The organism is Prescottella equi (assembly GCF_002094305.1).
In the GTDB taxonomy this organism is placed as follows: domain Bacteria; phylum Actinomycetota; class Actinomycetes; order Mycobacteriales; family Mycobacteriaceae; genus Prescottella; species Prescottella equi.
In genome coordinates this window covers 833,981-851,650 of sequence record NZ_LWTX01000001.1, presented here as the reverse complement: position 1 = coordinate 851,650, position 17,670 = coordinate 833,981, and the positions used below count along the sequence as shown (strand labels likewise).

Annotated in this window: 17 protein-coding genes and 1 pseudogene; 11 read left to right on the top strand and 7 right to left on the bottom strand. The window is 68.7% G+C overall.

All coding sequences use genetic code 11. The features are described from left to right. Nucleotides 1-5 precede the first annotated feature (5 nt). Entirely contained in the window at nucleotides 6-281 is a 276-nt protein-coding gene (locus A6I89_RS04155) for an Lrp/AsnC family transcriptional regulator (protein WP_005512486.1), read from the top strand. A 14-nt stretch (nucleotides 282-295) separates the two neighbouring features. On the opposite strand, the gene trpD is transcribed toward A6I89_RS04155, so the two are convergent. Further along, nucleotides 296-1,387: an anthranilate phosphoribosyltransferase gene (gene trpD / locus A6I89_RS04150; protein WP_022596564.1), complete on the bottom strand. Its 1,092-nt coding sequence runs from the start codon at nucleotides 1,385-1,387 to the stop codon at nucleotides 296-298. Nucleotides 1,388-1,466: 79 nt separating this feature from the next. Further along, nucleotides 1,467-1,910 carry a hypothetical protein gene (locus A6I89_RS04145; protein WP_005512483.1) on the bottom strand — a complete coding sequence of 148 codons (444 nt, stop codon included), beginning with the start codon at nucleotides 1,908-1,910 and terminating at the stop codon, nucleotides 1,467-1,469. A 126-nt stretch (nucleotides 1,911-2,036) separates the two neighbouring features. Between A6I89_RS04145 and ctaE the strand changes: the two genes are divergently transcribed. The 5 genes and pseudogenes from ctaE to A6I89_RS04120 all read left to right on the top strand — a co-directional run bounded on the left by ctaE (nucleotide 2,037) and on the right by A6I89_RS04120 (nucleotide 7,820). Continuing rightward, entirely contained in the window at nucleotides 2,037-2,648 is a 612-nt protein-coding gene (gene ctaE, locus A6I89_RS04140; protein WP_022596569.1) for an aa3-type cytochrome oxidase subunit III, read from the top strand. 63 nt (nucleotides 2,649-2,711) lie between these two features. Continuing rightward, complete coding sequence (gene qcrC, locus A6I89_RS04135; RefSeq protein ID WP_172504533.1) at nucleotides 2,712-3,575, top strand: cytochrome bc1 complex diheme cytochrome c subunit; 864 nt, start codon at nucleotides 2,712-2,714, stop codon at nucleotides 3,573-3,575. Further along, entirely contained in the window at nucleotides 3,572-4,708 is a 1,137-nt protein-coding gene (gene qcrA / locus A6I89_RS04130) for a cytochrome bc1 complex Rieske iron-sulfur subunit (protein WP_005512480.1), read from the top strand. The genes qcrC and qcrA overlap by 4 nt, the downstream gene beginning before the upstream one ends. Beyond that, nucleotides 4,705-6,357, top strand: coding sequence for a cytochrome bc1 complex cytochrome b subunit (qcrB, locus tag A6I89_RS04125; protein ID WP_013416392.1), 1,653 nt, complete (start codon nucleotides 4,705-4,707; stop codon nucleotides 6,355-6,357). Before qcrA ends, qcrB begins: the two co-directional genes overlap by 4 nt. 138 nt (nucleotides 6,358-6,495) lie before the next feature. After that, nucleotides 6,496-7,820 (top strand): annotated as a pseudogene (locus A6I89_RS04120) (carotenoid oxygenase family protein). 74 nt (nucleotides 7,821-7,894) lie between these two features. On the opposite strand, the gene A6I89_RS04115 reads toward A6I89_RS04120, so the two are convergent. Both A6I89_RS04115 and ctaC read right to left on the bottom strand, forming a co-directional pair. Continuing rightward, the gene (locus tag A6I89_RS04115; protein WP_005512476.1) at nucleotides 7,895-8,311 is read right to left on the bottom strand and encodes a cytochrome c oxidase subunit 4; all 417 of its coding nucleotides are present in this window, start codon (nucleotides 8,309-8,311) and stop codon (nucleotides 7,895-7,897) included. A gap of 35 nt (nucleotides 8,312-8,346) precedes the next feature. Continuing rightward, nucleotides 8,347-9,411, bottom strand: a complete 1,065-nt coding sequence (gene ctaC / locus A6I89_RS04110) for an aa3-type cytochrome oxidase subunit II (RefSeq protein WP_080561105.1) — start codon at nucleotides 9,409-9,411, stop codon at nucleotides 8,347-8,349. Nucleotides 9,412-9,712: 301 nt separating this feature from the next. On the opposite strand from ctaC, the gene asnB reads away from it, so the two are divergent. Beyond that, nucleotides 9,713-11,638 (top strand): asparagine synthase (glutamine-hydrolyzing), encoded by a 1,926-nt coding sequence (gene asnB, locus A6I89_RS04105; RefSeq protein WP_022596575.1) that lies wholly within the window; start codon nucleotides 9,713-9,715, stop codon nucleotides 11,636-11,638. Nucleotides 11,639-11,707: 69 nt separating this feature from the next. Here asnB and A6I89_RS04100 read toward each other — a convergent pair whose 3' ends face one another. The 3 genes from A6I89_RS04100 to A6I89_RS04090 all read right to left on the bottom strand — a co-directional run bounded on the left by A6I89_RS04100 (nucleotide 11,708) and on the right by A6I89_RS04090 (nucleotide 14,309). Continuing rightward, nucleotides 11,708-12,682 carry a carbohydrate kinase family protein gene (locus A6I89_RS04100; RefSeq protein WP_022596577.1) on the bottom strand — a complete coding sequence of 325 codons (975 nt, stop codon included), beginning with the start codon at nucleotides 12,680-12,682 and terminating at the stop codon, nucleotides 11,708-11,710. Between the two features lie 128 nt (nucleotides 12,683-12,810). After that, nucleotides 12,811-13,161, bottom strand: a complete 351-nt coding sequence (locus A6I89_RS04095; RefSeq protein ID WP_005512470.1) for a HesB/IscA family protein — start codon at nucleotides 13,159-13,161, stop codon at nucleotides 12,811-12,813. Nucleotides 13,162-13,220: 59 nt separating this feature from the next. Continuing rightward, complete coding sequence (locus tag A6I89_RS04090) at nucleotides 13,221-14,309, bottom strand: glycerate kinase family protein (protein ID WP_022596579.1); 1,089 nt, start codon at nucleotides 14,307-14,309, stop codon at nucleotides 13,221-13,223. A gap of 108 nt (nucleotides 14,310-14,417) precedes the next feature. On the opposite strand from A6I89_RS04090, the gene A6I89_RS04085 reads away from it, so the two are divergent. From A6I89_RS04085 to A6I89_RS04070, 4 genes are all read left to right on the top strand, one after another. Beyond that, nucleotides 14,418-15,098, top strand: a complete 681-nt coding sequence (locus A6I89_RS04085; RefSeq protein WP_005512468.1) for a DUF3043 domain-containing protein — start codon at nucleotides 14,418-14,420, stop codon at nucleotides 15,096-15,098. Between the two features lie 70 nt (nucleotides 15,099-15,168). Continuing rightward, nucleotides 15,169-15,759, top strand: coding sequence for a bifunctional adenosylcobinamide kinase/adenosylcobinamide-phosphate guanylyltransferase (locus tag A6I89_RS04080; protein WP_022596581.1), 591 nt, complete (start codon nucleotides 15,169-15,171; stop codon nucleotides 15,757-15,759). Nucleotide 15,760: 1 nt separating this feature from the next. Further along, nucleotides 15,761-16,870, top strand: a complete 1,110-nt coding sequence (cobT, locus tag A6I89_RS04075) for a nicotinate-nucleotide--dimethylbenzimidazole phosphoribosyltransferase (protein ID WP_041674300.1) — start codon at nucleotides 15,761-15,763, stop codon at nucleotides 16,868-16,870. A gap of 2 nt (nucleotides 16,871-16,872) precedes the next feature. Beyond that, a complete protein-coding gene (locus tag A6I89_RS04070) occupies nucleotides 16,873-17,634 on the top strand; it encodes an adenosylcobinamide-GDP ribazoletransferase (protein ID WP_022596583.1) in 762 nt (253 codons plus the stop codon). The last annotated feature ends 36 nt before the right edge of the window (nucleotides 17,635-17,670 follow it).

Below are 17,670 nucleotides of genomic sequence, written 5' to 3'. Positions count from 1 at the left end.
GCGCCATGATCAACGCGATCGTCATGATCCACGCCGAGGCCGACCGGATCCCCGAGACTGCACAGGCGGTCGCCGACCTGGGCGGAGTCTCCGAGGTCTACTCGTGCGCCGGCGACGTCGATCTGATCGCGATCGTCAAGGTGCGCGACCACGCCCAGATCGCCGAGGTCGTGACCGAGCGCATCAACAAGGTGCGCGGCGTGACCAAGACCGCGACGCACATCGCGTTCCAGTCGTACTCCAGCGCGGACATCGAGGCCGCCTTCTCGCTCGGCGAGTAGGCGGCCCCGCGCGTCTAGTGGTGGGCGGCCAGTTCCGTGGTGAGCGCCGCCCACCGCTCGAGCACCGTCGCGGCGGTACCCGAATCGATTGCCCGGGCCGCCTTCTCGAGACCTGCGGCCAGCGATTCCTCGAGGCTGTCGCCGACGCCGTCGAACGCGGCGAGCGCACCGGCCGCATTCAGCAGCACCGCGTCGCGGACCGGCCCCTCGTCGCCGGCGAACACACCGCGCGCGACCACCGCGTTGGCCTGGGCGTCGCCCCCACGCAGCGCATCCAGCGGCACCCGCGCGATACCCAGATCCGTCGGATCCAGCTTCCGGGTGCGCACGGTGCCACCCGAGACCACGTGCACCACCGACGTCGTCGACGTGGTGAGTTCGTCGAGTCCGTCGTCACCGCGCACCACCAGCGCCGAGTTGCCGCGCTCCGCGAGCACCCCGGCGACCACCTCGATGAGATCCTCGAAGGCGCAGCCGATCAGTCCGGCGCGCGGGCGGGCAGGGTTCGTCAGCGGCCCGAGGACGTTGAACACCGTCGGGATGCCGATCTCCTTGCGGGGCGCTCCCGCGAAGCGCAGTGCCGGGTGGAACACCGGCGCGAAGCAGAACCCGATCCCCACCTCCTCGACGCAGCGCGCGACCTCCTGAGCGCCGAGATTGATGTGCACGCCCAGCGCCTCGAGGACGTCGGCGCCACCGCTCTTGGAGGAGGCGGCACGGTTGCCGTGCTTGACGACCCGGACACCCGCCGCCGCCACCACGACCGACGCCATCGTGGAGATGTTCACCGTGTTGGAGCGGTCACCGCCGGTACCGACCACGTCGACCACGTCCGGCGAGACCGGCACGCTCCGGGCGTGGCCGAGCATCGCGTCCGCGAGGCCGCGCAGTTCGGGCGGCGTCGCACCTTTCATCTTCAGGGCGACACCGAACGCGGCGATCTGCGCGGAGGTGGCGTTGTCGGACATGATCTCGTCCATCGCCCATGCGGCGTCGTCGGCGGTGAGATTCCTGCCGTCGGTGAGGGCCCCGAGAATCGCCGGCCAGGTCCGGTCGGCCGCGCCCGCCACTCGATTCACTGCCTGCGCTGCCGACTGCCGCACCATGACGACCCCTTCTGCTGTACGCCCACCAACCGGTCGGGCGGAGATTTGACGTTCCGCAGCTTAGTGCGCCCGTCCGAGCTCACCCCGCGGACGGCGGCTGCAGCCCCTCCCAGCCCAGCGCGGTGCCCCCGAGCCGCTGGGCCAGGCCGGCCATCCGCGACCGCTCCTGGGAGCAGTGCAGGGCGTCGAGAAGCTGCACCCGCTCGAGGAGCACCGTCGCGACCCCGTCCGCGTCCACCACGGGTTCGTCCGCGAGCGCGTAGTCGTCCTGACCCGCTACGTCCACCGCCTCCTGCACCCGATCCGACGGCAGACGGAGGTGATGCCGGAGCACGGCCTGGGCATCGGGCACCCATGCCGGCGCGCCCGCAGCGCCACGTTCGAGGGTGGTCGAGCACGCCTCGACGTCGTCGAAGCCGGACACCACCACCACGAGGTCCTCGCGCGTTCGATCGAGGGCCGCGGGCGAGCGCCTGGACAGAAATCCGCCAAACCAACGAGCGACACCGCTCCTGAGTTCCATGTGCCTACTTTGTCACGTCCACCGACGCCCGCCGGGACCGCCGAGGAATGGCCTCTGACGTGGGCCGACGCGCCGACACCGGACCCGGGTGGCTTTCCTTTACGACGAAGCGTCATACTTCTCAGCGTGACGAGCGCAGTAGGGACTTCAGGATCGGCAATCACCCAGCGCGTGCACTCGCTGAACCGGCCAAACATGGTCAGCGTCGGCACCATCGTGTGGTTGTCAAGCGAGCTCATGTTCTTCGCAGGGCTCTTCGCCATGTATTTCGTTGCACGAGCACAGGCGAATGGGAACTGGCCACCGGAGCCGACGGAGCTGAACCTCACGTTGGCCGTGCCGGTCACGCTGGTGCTGATTGCGTCTTCCTTCACCTGCCAGATGGGTGTCTTCGCGGCAGAAAAGGGTGACGTCTTCGGTCTCCGGCGTTGGTACCTGGTGACTCTTGCCATGGGCACGTTCTTCGTGCTCGGCCAGGGTTACGAGTACTACCACCTGGTGCACGAGGGAACGACGATCTCGAGCAGTGTGTACGGATCGGTCTTCTACATGACGACCGGCTTCCACGGCCTGCACGTCATCGGCGGTCTGATCGCGTTCGTCTTCTTGATCGTCCGCACCAAGGTCAGCAAGTTCACGCCTGCACAGGCCACTGCGGCGATCGTCGTTTCGTACTACTGGCACTTCGTCGACATTGTGTGGATCGGCCTGTTCGCCACGATTTATTTCATCCGTTAGCCAGCTGAACGACCAGGCAGCCCCCTGACGCTTCAGTCGTCCCGACATACCAAAGGGATACAGATGAGTTCATCCCCCCCTCCCGCAATCGAGGGTGACATGCCCGACCGCACCACCGCCGCCAAGGCGCGCCGCCAGCGCAAGCTGCGCCGGCGCGTCACCGGCGCGTTGATCCTGATGATGGGTCTCGTGAGCGCCGGATTCCTCGCCTCCGCACTGACGCCTGCACCGCAGGTCGCCACCGCGAGCGACGATTCCGCCGCGCTGATCCGCGAGGGCAAGCAGCTCTACGACACCTCCTGCATCACGTGCCACGGCGCGAACCTGCAGGGTGTCCAGGACCGCGGCCCCAGCCTCATCGGTGTCGGCGAGGCAGCCGTGTACTTCCAGGTGTCGTCCGGTCGTATGCCGGCCGCTCGCAACGAGGCCCAGGCTTCCCGTAAGCCGGCCAAGTTCGACGCCCGTCAGACCGACGCCATCGGCGCCTACGTGCAGTCCCAGGGCGGCGGCCCGACCGTCATCCGCGACGAGAACGGCGAGATCGCGCAGTCCTCGCTGCGTGGCGGCGACGTCGCCCGCGGTAGCGAGCTCTTCCGCCTCAACTGCGCGTCGTGCCACAACTTCACCGGTCGCGGCGGTGCGCTGTCGTCCGGCAAGTACGCCCCCGTTCTGGACCCGGCCAACGAGCAGCAGATCTACGCCGCCATGGTCACGGGCCCGCAGAACATGCCCAAGTTCTCCGACCGTCAGCTGACGCTCGAGGAGAAGAAGGACATCATCGCCTACGTCAAGCAGTCCAGCGAGAACAAGAACCCCGGCGGCTACGGCCTCGGTGGAATCGGACCGGGTTCCGAGGGTCTCGCGATGTGGGTCGTCGGCATCGTCGCTGTCGTCGGTGCAGCACTGTGGATCGGAGCAAGGTCATGAGCGACGCCGGCAGCGGCGATACGCCGAAGAAGTACACGGACGACGAACTCGACCGTATGAGCCGTGACGACCTCGTCAAGCTCGGTACCAACCTCGACGGCGTCGATGTCGCGTTCCGCAAGGACCGCTGGGCGGTCAAGGGCACGAAGGCCGAGAAGCGCGCAGAGCGTTCGGTTGCCTTCTGGTTCATCCTGGCGGGCGTCTCGGCGATCGCGTTCATCGCGATCTTCCTGTTCTGGCCGTGGGAGTACGCCGGTCCGGGTGAGGACACCTACTCGGCGTACAACCTGTACACCCCGCTGATCGGCCTCACCATGGGTCTGGCGATCCTCGGTGTCGGCGTCGGCGCGGTGAAGTTCACCAAGAAGTTCGTCCCCGAAGAGGTCTCGATCCAGGACCGCCACGACGGCGGCTCGGCCGAGGTCGACAAGCGCACGCTCGTCGCGCAGCTCGGCGACACGCTCGACAGCTCGACGATCGGCCGCCGCAAGATGATCAAGCGCAGCCTGATCTTCGGTGGCGGCGCCATCGGCGTCATGTCCGTCATGCCCCTCGGCGGCATGATCAAGAATCCGTGGGCCAAGGGCGACGACTCGCCGCTGTGGGTGTCCGGCTGGACCCCGCGCTACGAGGGCGAGACCATCTACCTGCGTCGCGACACCGGACGTCCGCACGACATCGTGCTGGTTCGCCCCGAGGATCTCGACGCCGGCGCCATGGAGACCGTCTTCCCCTTCCGTGAGTCCGAGCGCGGCAACGACGAGGAGCTGTTCAAGGCTCTGCGTGGCATCCGCAACTCGGTCATGCTGATCCGTCTGCGCACCGAGGACACCCAGAAGGTCATCAAGCGCAAGGGCCAGGAGAGCTTCAACTACGGCGACTACTTCGCCTACTCGAAGATCTGCACCCACCTCGGCTGCCCCACCTCGCTCTACGAGCAGCAGACCAACCGAATCCTGTGCCCCTGCCACCAGTCGCAGTTCGACGCGCTGCAGTACGGCAAGCCGCTTTTCGGTCCCGCCGCTCGTGCTCTTCCGCAGCTGCCTATTACAGTGAACGAAGAGGGCTACCTCGTCGCCAACGGTGACTTCATCGAAGCCCTCGGCCCGGCATTTTGGGAGCGTCGACCGTGACCACTACCACTCAATCCAGAGTTGCCGCCCAGGCAGAGGGAGTCGACTCCCGCTACCACCTCGCGGCCGGTATGAAGCGGCAGATCAACAAGGTCTTCCCGACGCACTGGTCGTTCATGCTCGGCGAGATCGCGCTCTACAGCTTCATCATCCTGTTGATCTCGGGTGTCTACCTGACGCTGTTCTTCGACCCGTCGCTGGCCGAAGTCACGTACAACGGCGCCTACGAGCCGCTCCGCGGCGTCGAGATGTCCCGCGCCTACGCCACGACCCTCGACATCTCGTTCGAGGTTCGCGGCGGCCTGTTCGTCCGCCAGATCCACCACTGGGCTGCGCTGATGTTCGCCGCGTCGATCATCGTGCACCTGCTGCGCATCTTCTTCACCGGCGCGTTCCGTCGCCCGCGTGAGGCGAACTGGGTCATCGGCTCGCTGCTGCTGATCCTGGCGATGTTCGAGGGCTTCTTCGGTTACTCGCTGCCCGACGACCTCCTCTCCGGTACCGGCCTGCGCGCCGCGCTCTCCGGCATCACCCTGAGTGTCCCGGTCGCCGGCACCTGGCTGCACTGGCTGATCTTCGGTGGCGACTTCCCCGGCACCCTGATCATCCCGCGTCTGTACGTCGCGCACGTCCTGCTGCTGCCCGGCATCATCCTGGCTCTGATCGCCGCCCACCTGGCGCTGGTCTGGTACCAGAAGCACACCCAGTTCCCCGGCCCCGGCCGCACCGAGAAGAACGTCGTCGGCGTTCGCATCCTCCCGGTGTTCGCTCTCAAGGGTGGCGCGTTCTTCGCGTTCACGTTCGGTGTCCTGGCCCTGATGGGCGGCCTGCTGCAGATCAACCCGATCTGGAACATCGGCCCGTACAACCCGTCGCAGGTCTCCGCAGGCTCGCAGCCCGACTTCTACATGATGTGGACCGACGGTCTGGCACGTCTGTGGCCGGCATGGGAGCTGTACCTGTTCGACCGGTACACGGTCCCCGCGGTGTTCGCCGTCGCGGTGATCATGGGCCTGGTGTTCGCACTGCTGATCGCCTACCCGTGGATCGAGAAGAAGTTCACGAAGGACGACGCGCACCACAACCTGCTGCAGCGTCCGCGTGACGTCCCGGTCCGCACCGGCATCGGCGCGATGGCCATCGCGTTCTACCTGGTGCTGACGATCTCGTGCATCAACGACATCATCGCCTACCACCTGGACATCTCGCTCAACGCGATGACCTGGATCGGCCGCATCGGCATGGTGATCCTGCCTCCGGTCGCGTACTACGTCACCTACCGGTTCTGCCTGGGTCTGCAGCGCAGCGACCGCGCGGTGCTCGAGCACGGCATCGAGACGGGCATCATCAAGCGCCTGCCGCACGGTGAGTACGTCGAGATCCACCAGCCGCTCGGCCCGGTCGACGATCACGGCCACCCGATTCCGCTGGAGTACCAGGGTGCTGCGATCCCGAAGAAGATGAACAAGCTCGGCTCCGCCGGCAAGCCCGGCTCGGGTAGCTGGGTCACCCCGGACCCGGTCGAGCAGAGCCAGGCGCTCGAGGCAGCCGATCACAAGGCTGAGCACGAGCAGCTGAAGATGCTCACGGAGTACCAGGACCGCATCCGCGGAAACGGCTCCGGCAACGGCAACGGCGAAGCGCACTAGTTCGCCGAGACCGACGAGGAAGGCCCCGAACCGATATCGGTTCGGGGCCTTCCTCGTTCCGGATCCGCCCGGAAACCACCCGGGTATCCCGACGTGCCTCTACTGTCCTCGACAACGACGATGTTGCGGGGGGATTCCATGGTGGCGAGCTATGTCGACGAACGGTATGCACCGGTGCGCGCCGAGGTGACCGAGTTCGACCTTCCGGTGCGGGGCACGATCCCGGAGTGTCTCGACGGCCGCTATCTGCGCAACGGCCCCAACCCGATCGCGCAGGTGCGTCCGGACGAGTACAACTGGTTCACCGGCGACGGCATGGTGCACGGCATCCGGATCAGCGGTGGACGCGCGCTGTGGTACCGCAACAGGTGGGTCGACTCGGAGGTCACGTCGAGGGCGCTGCACCGATCCGCTCCCCCGGAGCACGGTCGCTCACCCCTGCACGGGCCGTCGGCGAACACCAACGTCATCGGCTTCGCGGGGCGCACCCTCGCCCTGGTCGAGGCGGGCGTCGCCTGTGCCGAACTCTCCTACGACCTTGACACGGTCGACGTGTGCGACTTCGACGGCACGGTGCGCGGCGGCTACACCGCCCATCCGGGCAGCCCGATGATGCACGCCTTCTCGCTCACCCCTGACTTCGTGGTGATCTACGACCTGCCGGTCACGTTCGACGTTCGCAGCGCCGTCACCGCCAACATCGCCCGCCCGCTGCGTCCCTTCGCCGCGCTCGCGCTGAGTGCCACGATCGGACGCGTCCGACTGCCGCCTCCGGTCCTGAACCGCGTGCCTGCGACCCGCGCCGGGAGCTTCCCGTACCGCTGGGACCACCGCTATCCGCCCCGTGTGGGGCTCGTCCCCCGCCGCGGTGATCCGACACCGATGTGGTTGGACGTCGAGCCGTGCTACGTCTTTCACCCGGTCAACGCCGCCAGCGAGGGCGGGAAGGTGGTCGTGGATCTCGTCGTGCACGAGCGGGTGTTCGACGCCGACCGCACCGGTCCGTCCGAGGGGCGCCCGCGACTCGAGCGCTGGCATCTGGACCCGCTGGTCAGCAGCCGCGTCCGCCGCACCCGACTCGGCGACGAGAACGTCGAGTTCCCGCGGTTCGACGAGCGCCACACCGCCTCGCTCCATCACGACTGCTGGCTCGTGGTCGGCTCGGACGACCTCTCCGGCGAGCACCGCCTCGTCCGGTCCGATCGCGCCCACGGCATCCAGGCCATGCGCGATTTCGGCCCCCGATCGGCGGTGGGCGAGTTCGTGTTCCACCCGGAGGCTCCGGACTCCCCGGAGGGCACGGCGTGGTGATGGGATTGGTGACGAATCTCGCGGAGAACTCGACCGAGCTCAGGATCCTCGATGCGCGGACGCTCGAGGATCAGGCGTCGATCGCGCTCCCCCGCCGGGTTCCCGCCGGCTTCCACGGGAACTGGGTGCCGGACGCCGCAGCGACCCTGTGACAAGCCCCGAGAACGGCGAAGGCGCCGAACCCGGCTGGGGGTTCGGCGCCTTCGGCGTCGTTCTGAGGTGAGCGCTAGTGCTTCTCGGGTCCGAGGTGGTACTCGAAGACCAGGCCGGCGGCGGCGGTGAGAACCAGCACCACGGCCACGACGATCATCCACGGCTGGAAGAACGCCAGCGAGATGGCCGCGAAGGCGGCCGCACCGGCCAGCAGGATCGGCCAGAAGCTGCCGGGGCTGAAGAAGCCCAGGTCGCCCGAGCCGTCGGAGATTTCGGCCTCTTCGTAGTCCTCGGGGCGGGTGTCGAGACGACGCGCCACGAAGCGGAAGTAGGTCCCGACGATCAGGCTCAGGCCTGCCGACAGGATGATCGCGGTGAGGCCGGCCCACTCGATTCCGGTCCGCGACATCGCGGTGAAGACACCGTAGACGATCGCGACGAGAATGAAGAACACCGTCAGGATCTCGAAGAGCTTGGCTTCGATCTTCATATCAGTTCTTGTCCTTGGTCAGTGGTTCTCGGGCGTCAGTTCCCGTTGGCCGATGCCTCGCGCACGGTGCGATCGGTGTAGAACGGGGAGGTCGAGGTCGCGGTGGGCGACTCGCCGATCGACGCCAGCGCCTCGCCGGTGTTCATGCCCTTGCCGCCCTCTTCGACCGACTTACGGGCCTGGATGTACTGCTCGAACTTCTCCGGCGTCACTGCACGGACCTCGAAGTTCATCATCGCGTGGAAGGTGCCGCACATCTCGGCGCAGCGGCCCACGAACGCGCCTTCCTTCTCGATCTCACTGATCTGGAAGACGTTGTCCGAGTGGTTCTCCTTGGGGTTCGGGTTCACGTCACGCTTGAACAGGAACTCCGGGACCCAGAAGGAGTGGATGACGTCGGAGGACGCCAGGACGAACTCGATACGCTTGCCGGTCGGCAGCACCAGGATCGGAACCTCGTTGCTGGTGCCGACGGTCTCGATCTTGTCGTACGCCAGGTAGGACAGGTCCTGCGGGTTCTTGCCGTGGATCGCGCCGATCTTCTCCTTGCCGTGCTCGTCGACGCCTTCGGGCTTCGACGCAGCCAGCGCGGCCTCGGTAGCGGCCTGGTCGATGCCGTCGTACTTGGCGGCGCCGTCACCGAGATCGATGCTGCGGTAGCCGAACTTCCAGTTCCACTGGTAGGCCGTCACGTCGACGACCACGTTCGGGTTGTCCTTCTTCTCGGTGACGTAGTTCTGCACCACGACCGTGAAGTAGAAGAGAACAGCGATGATCACGAACGGAACTGCCGTGTAGAACAGCTCCAACGGCACGTTGTATGCCGTCTGACGGGGGAACTCGGGCGAGTCCTTCTTCTTGCGGTGGAACACGACCACCCAGAAGGTGAGGCCCCACACGATGACACCCATGACGAGGGCGGCGATGACCGACCACGTCCACAGTTCGCGCATGCGTTCTGCCTGCGGGGTAACTCCCGAGGGCCACCCGAAGCGAAGCACCGAGTTGTCGATTGAACATCCCGACAACAGCATGGCAGCTATGCCCAAAGAGCCTGCCAGCCCGGCTCGCCGAAGGATCCGACCTTGCGCCACGTTCACGCCTTCCTGATCGCCGCAATTCCACTAGGGCACACCCGAAGGGAAGGCCCAATTACTACGCAGCGTAGACCAAAGGCGCCGATCCTCCACTGTCGGGTCGGCGCCCGTGTTGCAGTCGGGACCAATGGCCCTCCACGCTACGCGCCCTACCTGGGATTCAGCTGAGATCGCGGCCACCTCCCGCGGTCCGGCGACGGTCCCCCTCCGGAAACTGCGGCATACTTTCCTGGGAAATCGGCGAGCCCCCGCGGACCACCGGTCTCCGCCCGACAACCGACTCTGAATCGAGGTACTGGACGCCGTGTGCGGACTGCTCGGACTACTCACCACCGACGGCACCAGCGACGACGCCGTCGCCCGCGTCGATGCGGCCATGCACTGCCTGCGCCATCGCGGCCCGGACGAGCACGGCACGTGGCACGACGACGACCTGATCTTCGGTTTCAACCGGCTGTCGATCATCGACATCGAACACTCGCACCAGCCGCTGCGGTGGGGTCCGCCGGAGAACCCCGAGCGGTACGCGCTCACGTTCAACGGTGAGATCTACAACTACCTCGAGATCCGAGCGGAGCTCGCGAAGGACCACGACGCGCAGTTCCGCACCGAGGGCGACAGCGAAGCCATTGTCGCCGCCTTCCACTACTGGGGCGCCGACGCCGTCTGCCGGCTGCGCGGGATGTTCGCGTTCGCGGTGTGGGACACCGAGACCCGCGAGCTGTTCGTGGCGCGCGACCCCTTCGGCATCAAGCCGCTGTTCATCGCGACCGGCGCCGCCGGCACCGCGTTCGGCAGCGAGAAGAAGAGTCTGCTCGAGCTGGCCGACGTCATCGGCATCGACACCGACCTCGATCCGCGCGCGACAGAGCACTACACGGTGCTCCAGTACGTCCCGGAACCCGAGACGCTGCACGCCGAGATCCGCCGACTGGAATCCGGGTGCTACGCGCGCCTGACGCCGGGCAAGGCGCCCGAGACCACGCGCTACTTCACGCCGACCTTCCCGGCGGTCCCGTTCGCGCCCGGCAGCGAGGCGTCCCGCTATCGCGAGATCGCGGAGGCCCTCGAGGACTCGGTGGCCAAGCACATGCGCGCCGACGTCACCGTGGGCTCGTTCCTGTCGGGCGGCATCGACTCCACCGCGATCGCGGCGCTCGCGATGCGGCACAACCCGAACCTGATCACCTTCACCACCGGGTTCGAGCGCGAGGGCTACTCGGAGGTGGACGTCGCGGCCGAGTCCGCGGCGGCGATCGGTGCACGGCACGTGGTCAAGGTCGTCTCCCCCGCCGAGTTCGCGGCCGCGATCCCCGAGATCATCTGGTATCTGGACGATCCGGTCGCCGACCCCGCCCTCGTTCCCCTCTGGTTCGTGGCGAAGGAGGCGCGCAAGCACGTCAAGGTGGTGCTCTCCGGCGAGGGCGCGGACGAGCTGTTCGGCGGTTACACCATCTACCGGGAACCGCTGTCGCTGAAGCCGTTCGACTACCTGCCGGCACCGCTGCGCAAGGCGGCCCGCAAGCTGTCCGAGCGCATCCCGGACGGCACCCGCGGCAAGAGCCTGCTGAGCCGCGGCTCGATGACGCTCGAGGAGCGCTACTACGGCAACGCGCGCAGCTTCAACGACGCCCAGCTGAGGGCGGTGCTGCGCGACTTCCGCCCGGAGTGGACGCATCAGGACGTCACCGCACCCATCTACGCGCAGTCGCGGGACTGGGATCCGGTGGCGCGCATGCAGCACCTGGACCTGTTCACATGGCTGCGCGGCGACATCCTGGTCAAGGCCGACAAGATGACGATGGCGAACTCGCTCGAGCTGCGGGTGCCGTTCCTCGACCCCGAGGTGTTCGACGTCGCTTCGCGTGTGCCGCTGGATCAGAAGATCACGAAGACCACGACGAAGTACGCGCTGCGGCAGGCGCTCGAGGGCATCGTGCCGCCGCACGTGCTCCATCGCGCCAAGCTGGGCTTCCCGGTCCCGTTGCGGCACTGGCTGGCCGGCACCGAGCTGTTCGACTGGGCGCACCAGCAGATCGCCGAGTCGGGTACCGATCACATCTTCGACAAGGCGGCCGTCACCCGGATGCTGAACGAGCACCGCGCGGGGACGTCGGATCACAGCCGCCGGCTGTGGACGGTTCTGTGCTTCATGGTGTGGCACGGGATCTTCGTCGAGAAGCGCATCGTGCCGCAGATTCAGGAGCCGGTGTACCCGGTCAGCCTGTAGGCGCTCCGCGCCCGTGCGCCTTTTCGGTAGCTGGTACTACCAAAAAGGCGCACGGGCGGCGTAGCCGCCTTACGGGAGCAGCGCCGCGATGTCGTCGGCGGCGGCGCGGCCGTACGCCTCGGTGAGTCGCTTGAGGGCGTCGTCGCGCTGGAACGTCCATTCCTGCGTGCCGACGGTCTCGAGGACGTAGACGGCGACGAGCGAGCCCAACTGCGCGGACCGCTCGACGCTCAGGCCCGCGGAGTGTGCCAGCAGGAAGCCCGCACGGAACGCGTCGCCGACGCCGGTCGGGTCGACCTTGCCGCGCTCGGGCACGACGCCGACGCGGACCCAGTTGCCGTCGGCGTCGACGATCTCGACGCCCTTGGCGCCGAGCGTGGTGACGCGCAGTCCGACCTGGGAGCGGATCTCCTCCTCCGACAGCCCGGTCTTCTGCTGCAGAAGACCCCACTCGTACTCGTTGGTGAACAGGTACTTGGCGCCCTGGATGAGCTTCTTGGCGTCGTCGCCCGACAGGCGCGCGAGCTGCTGGGACGGGTCGGCGGCGAACGGGAGGCCGAGCAGTCGGCACTCGTCGGTGTGGCGCAGCATGGCGTCGGGGTCGTTGGCGCCGACAAGCACCAGGTCGAGGTCGCCGGCAGCCTTCGCGACGGCGGCGATCTCGATCTCCCGAGCCTCGCTCATGGCGCCGGGATAGAACGACGCGATCTGGGCCATGTCCTCGTCGGTGGTGCACACGAAGCGGGCGGTGTAGGCGCTGTCGGACACGCGAACCGCGCTGCAGTCGACACCATTGGATTCGAGCCAGGTGCGGTACTCGGCGAAGTCGACGCCCGCCGCACCGACGAGCAGCGGCGAGCCACCCAGCACACCCATCGCGTATGCGATGTTGCCGCCGACGCCGCCGCGGCGGATCACCAGGTCGTCGACCAGGAAGCTCAGCGAGATGTGCGCGAGCTGGTCGGCGAGCAGCTGCTCGGCGAAGCGGCCCGGGAACCGCATCAGATGGTCGGTGGCGATGGATCCGGTTACCGCAATGGTCACGCGGGTGCCTTTCAGCTCGGGTGGCGCCGTCGGTCAGGACGCCAGTCGGGGGCGCAACGCAGTCTGACGCGGAGCCCGCCGGTGAGGCAGACTCCGCGTCAGAGTGCGTCGAGAAGGTTGTTCGGGACTCAGTTGAACGAGTCGCCGCAGGCGCAGGACCCCGTGGCGTTCGGGTTGTCGATCGTGAAGCCCTGCTTCTCGATGGTGTCGACGAAGTCGATGGAGGCGCCCTCGACGTAGGGGGCGCTCATGCGATCGACGGCGAGGTTGACGCCACCGAAGTCGACGACGAGGTCACCGTCGAGGCTGCGGTCGTCGAAGAACAGCTGGTACCGCAGGCCGGCACAGCCACCGGGCTGCACGGCGATGCGCAGCGCGAGGTCGTCGCGTCCCTCCTGATCGAGCAGCGCCTTCGCCTTGGAGGACGCGGCCTCGGTCATCGTGACGCCGTGCGTGGCCGTCTCGTTCTGCACAGTCATGGGCTCTCCCTGTCGCTCGTATCAAACCCGTGATCGCTTCAACGGTACTCTCCGCGCTGCTATTCCTCATGTATCGGGGCGATCCACACAGCGCTCGACGGGCCGCGCCATCGGTCGGCGACGCACGACGTCAGAGCCTCGAGCCGGCTGGCGGCCTCTGTCATGGCTCGCTCGACCGAGCCCGCGAACTCCGCCACCGAGAACGCCGCGACGATGCCGGCCTCGGCTGCGGTGTCCGGATCCACCGCGACCTGCCCCGCGAGAACCACCGTCGGCACTCCCCCGCGCCGGGCCGCGGCGGCGAGCGTGGTGACGAGTTTGCCGCGCAGGGACTGGTGGTCGAACCGGCCCTCACCGGTCAGCACGACGTCGGAATCCGCGAGCTGATCGCCCTGACCGGTGCACGCGGCCACCACCTCAGCCCCCGATTCGCGCACGGCGCCGAGCGCGAGCAGCGCCGCGCCCAGTCCACCGGCCGCACCGGCACCGGGCAGGTCGGCGACGTCGCGCCCGCAGGCCCGCGCCAATTCTCCTGCCCAAACGGCGTTGCGCTGCTCGAGAAGCTCGATCGCGGACGCGTCGGCGCCCTTCTGCGGGCCGAACACGTGGGCGGCCCCGTGCACGCCGAGCAGGGGATGCTCGACGTCGGTGGCCGCGACTAGTTCCACATCCCGGAGTCGGCGCGCGGCCTCGTCCGGACCGCCGAGGGCGGCGATCATCCCGCGCCCGCCGTCGGTGCAGCAGGACCCGCCGAGTCCGACGACGATCCGGCGCGCGCCGGCGTCGACCGCCGCCGCGATCAACTCGCCGACGCCGCGGCTGTGCGCCTCGAGGGACGTCGTCCGGGTGGGCGGCCCAGCGAGCAGCCCGAGCCCCACCGCCTGGGCCGATTCGATGTAGGCGGCGTCGTCGGCGAGGACCCAGCGCGCCTCGACCGCCTGCCCGAGCGGCCCTGACACGCGCGCGGATCGCATCCCCCCGGCAGTGGCCGAAATCACATCGGCGAACCCGGGGCCGCCGTCGGACTGCGGTGCGAGTACGACGGTGTCCGAGGGCCGTGCGGCCGACCATCCGGCCGCCATCGCCTCGGCCGCCTGTACCGCAGTGAGGGTTTCACCGAACGAGTCGGGGGCGATGAGCACGCGCATCAGCGCAGTGTATGGCGGCCATCCGACCTCGGCATTTCGGAAGGCGTCCTGGCGGTTCGACGGGTGGTCGGTTTCGACTGCACGGCAGTTATCCCATAGCCTGGTGACGTGAAGCTGCTACGCCGAGGCGACTCCGACAATTCCGACAAGCGCGACGTCGAGGTCATCGAGTCGACCGCGGAGACCACCACTGACGAGCCGGGAACGGCCGATGCCGCCGGCGCATCCACGCCGGGCAAGGGCCGCCCGACCCCGAAGCGGCGCGAGGCCGAGGCCAAGAAGCGCGGTCCGGTGGCGCCCGCTCCGCTCACCTCCAAGGAAGCCCGCGCCCGCCGCAAGGCCAATCGCGGCAACAAGGAGGAGCGCAAGGCCGCGGCCGCCGAGCGCCGCGCCGAGTCCGCGAATCGCCGCGCCCGAATGCTCGCGGGCGAGGAGAAGTATCTGCTCCCGCGTGACAAGGGTCCGGTCCGCGCCTACACGCGCGATCTCGTCGACAGCCGCCGCAACCTCGTCGGTCTCTTCATGCCGCTGGCCCTCGTACTGATCATGGCGATGTTCCTGAGCCCCGTCATCCAGAACTACGTGACACTGGCGATGCTCGTGATGATGCTGTTCATGGCGGGCGAGGGCTACTTCCTCGGCCGGATGATCAACAACAAGGTCCGCGAGCGGTACCCGGACAGCGTCGACGGGGGCTTCAAGCTCGGCTGGTACGCCTTCGTCCGCGCGTCACAGATCCGGAAGATGCGCGCACCGGCACCCCGGGTCAAGCCGGGCGACGCCGTCTGATCCACCTGCGTCTCGGGCCGGTCCTCGCACTGCGGGGACCGGCCCGACGCGGTTGGTAGCGTCTACCCTCGTGCCCTCCCCCGATTCGTCCCGTGCCCGGCGCACCCTCGTGCTCGGCGGCGCGCGGTCCGGCAAGTCGGCACATGCGGAGGGCCTGCTCGACGACCTCGCCCCCGGCACGCACGTCCGGTACGTGGCCACGGCGCGCCGCTACGCGGACGACCGGGACTGGGACGCCCGCATCGATCAACATCGCCGACGCCGCCCCGATGCGTGGTCGACGGTCGAGACCGGGCACGACGGCAGCCTCGTCGCCGTGCTGAGCGCCCCCGGCCCGCACCCCCCGACGTTGGTCGACGACCTCGGGACGTGGATCACCGCCGAACTGGACGACGCCGACGCCTGGGACGCTCCCCGCGGGACGATCGCGAGCCGCACCGACGGACTCGTCGACGCTGTCGCGTCATACGGAGATCGGCTGCTGCTGGTGAGTCCCGAGGTGGGCATGGGCGTGATCCCCGAGCACCGCTCGGGGCGGTTGTTTCGCGACGAGCTCGGCGCCCTCAACGCCCGCCTGGCCGATGTGTGCGACGACGTGATCCTCGTGGTCGCCGGCCTCCCCCTGATCCTCAAACGACCCGCGCCGATACGAAAGGCTTAGCGTGACAAGCGAACCCGTGAGCCCGTCCGCTCCACTCTACGAGCCGCTCACCCCGCCGGACGCCGGGGTGCGGGAGCAGGCACTGGCCCGTCAGTCGATGCTGACGAAGCCGACCGGCGCCCTCGGCCGCCTCGAGGAACTGTCGGTGTGGGCCGCGGCCTGCCAGGGCGTGTGCCCCCCGCATATCTTCGCCCGCCCACGCGTGGTGGTGTTCGCCGGCGACCACGGCATCGCCCGCGGCGGGGTGTCCGCGTACCCGCCCGAGGTGACCGCGCAGATGGTCGCGAACATCCAGGGCGGCGGTGCGGCCGTGAACGTGCTCGCGGACGTCGCGGGCGCGTCGGTGCGCGTCGTCGACCTGTCCGTCGACGCCGATACCGATCCGGTCGTGTCGGCGTACAAGATCCGCCGCTCGTCGGGGTCGATCGACCGCGAGGACGCGCTCACGCACGAGGAGACGCTGCGCGCCGTCGCGGCCGGACGCGCGATCGCCGACGAGGAGATCGACTCGGGCGCGGACCTGCTCATCGCCGGCGAGATGGGCATCGGGAACACCACGCCCGCGACGGTCCTCATCGCCGCGCTCACCGACACCGAGCCCGTCGCCGCGGTCGGTCGCGGCACCGGCGTCGACGACGCCGGGTGGATGCGCAAGACCGCCGCGATCCGTGACGCGCTGCGTCGGGCGCGCCCCCACGTCCGCGACGCGGTGGGACTGCTCCGCACGGTGTCCGGCGCCGATCTGGCCGCCATGGCCGGCTTCCTGGCGCAGGCGTCGGCGCGCAGGACGCCGGTGATCGTCGACGGCCTCGTCGTCACCGCCTCCGCGGTGGTCGCGGAGGCGCTCGCCCCCGGTGCGCGCGAGTGGTGGGTGGCCGGTCACCGCTCCACCGAACCGGCACATTCGATCGCGCTGCGGCACCTGGGTCTCGATCCGATCCTCGGCCTCGACATGCGTCTCGGCGAGGGCTCGGGCGCCGTCGCGGCGCTGCCGATCCTGCAGGGCGCGGTCGCGACCCTCGCGCACATGGCCACCTTCGATTCCGCCGGGGTGAGCAACAACACCGAACTCGAGCCCGAACCCGACGGCGCTGCAGCGGAATCGAACTGATCGTGCGCGCCGCGGTCGCCGGGCTGTCGACGGCACTGTCCTGGCTCACGGTGCTACCGGTGCGCGGCCCGCGCGAGATCGGCCGCGCCGAAGGGCGGGCGGCCATCGGCGCGGCGCCGGTGGTCGGGGCGCTGCTCGGTGCGGGCGCCGTCGCCGTGCTGTGGGTGCTGGTGTGGGCCGGACTCGACCCGGCACTGGCGGGACTGCTCACGGTCGGCGCGCTGGCCGTGTCGACCCGCGGGATGCACGTCGACGGTCTCGCCGACACCGCCGACGGCCTGGGCTGTTACGGCCCGCCGGAGCGAGCGCGCGAGGTGATGCGCAGCGGGGGCGCCGGACCGTTCGGGGTGGCCGCGTTGATCGTCACCATCGGCGTGCAGGCGCTCGCGTTCGGTTCGCTGGGCGCGGGCGGCGCCTGGATCGCGGTGGCGGTCGCCGTCGCGACCGGACGCGTATCGGCCGTCTTCGCCTGTCGCCGCGGCATTCCCGCGTCGAGCCCGAGCGGTTTCGGCGCGTTGGTGGCGGATTCGCAACCGGCGTGGACGGCCGCGGTGTGGGGCGCAGCGGCAGCGGTCGCGGCGCTGTGGGCCGTCCCGGACCGGTGGTGGCAGGGCCCGCTCGTGATCGTCGTCGCCCTCACCGGGGCGATACTGCTGGTTCGGCACTGTGTCCGCCGCTTCGCGGGCGTCAACGGCGATGTGCTCGGGGCTGCGATCGAATTCACGGTCGCCGCGACGGCCGTAGGATTCCTGATCGGTTCCTGAGCCCGGACGCGCTCGGGCCCTCCCGCCGGAAGCGGA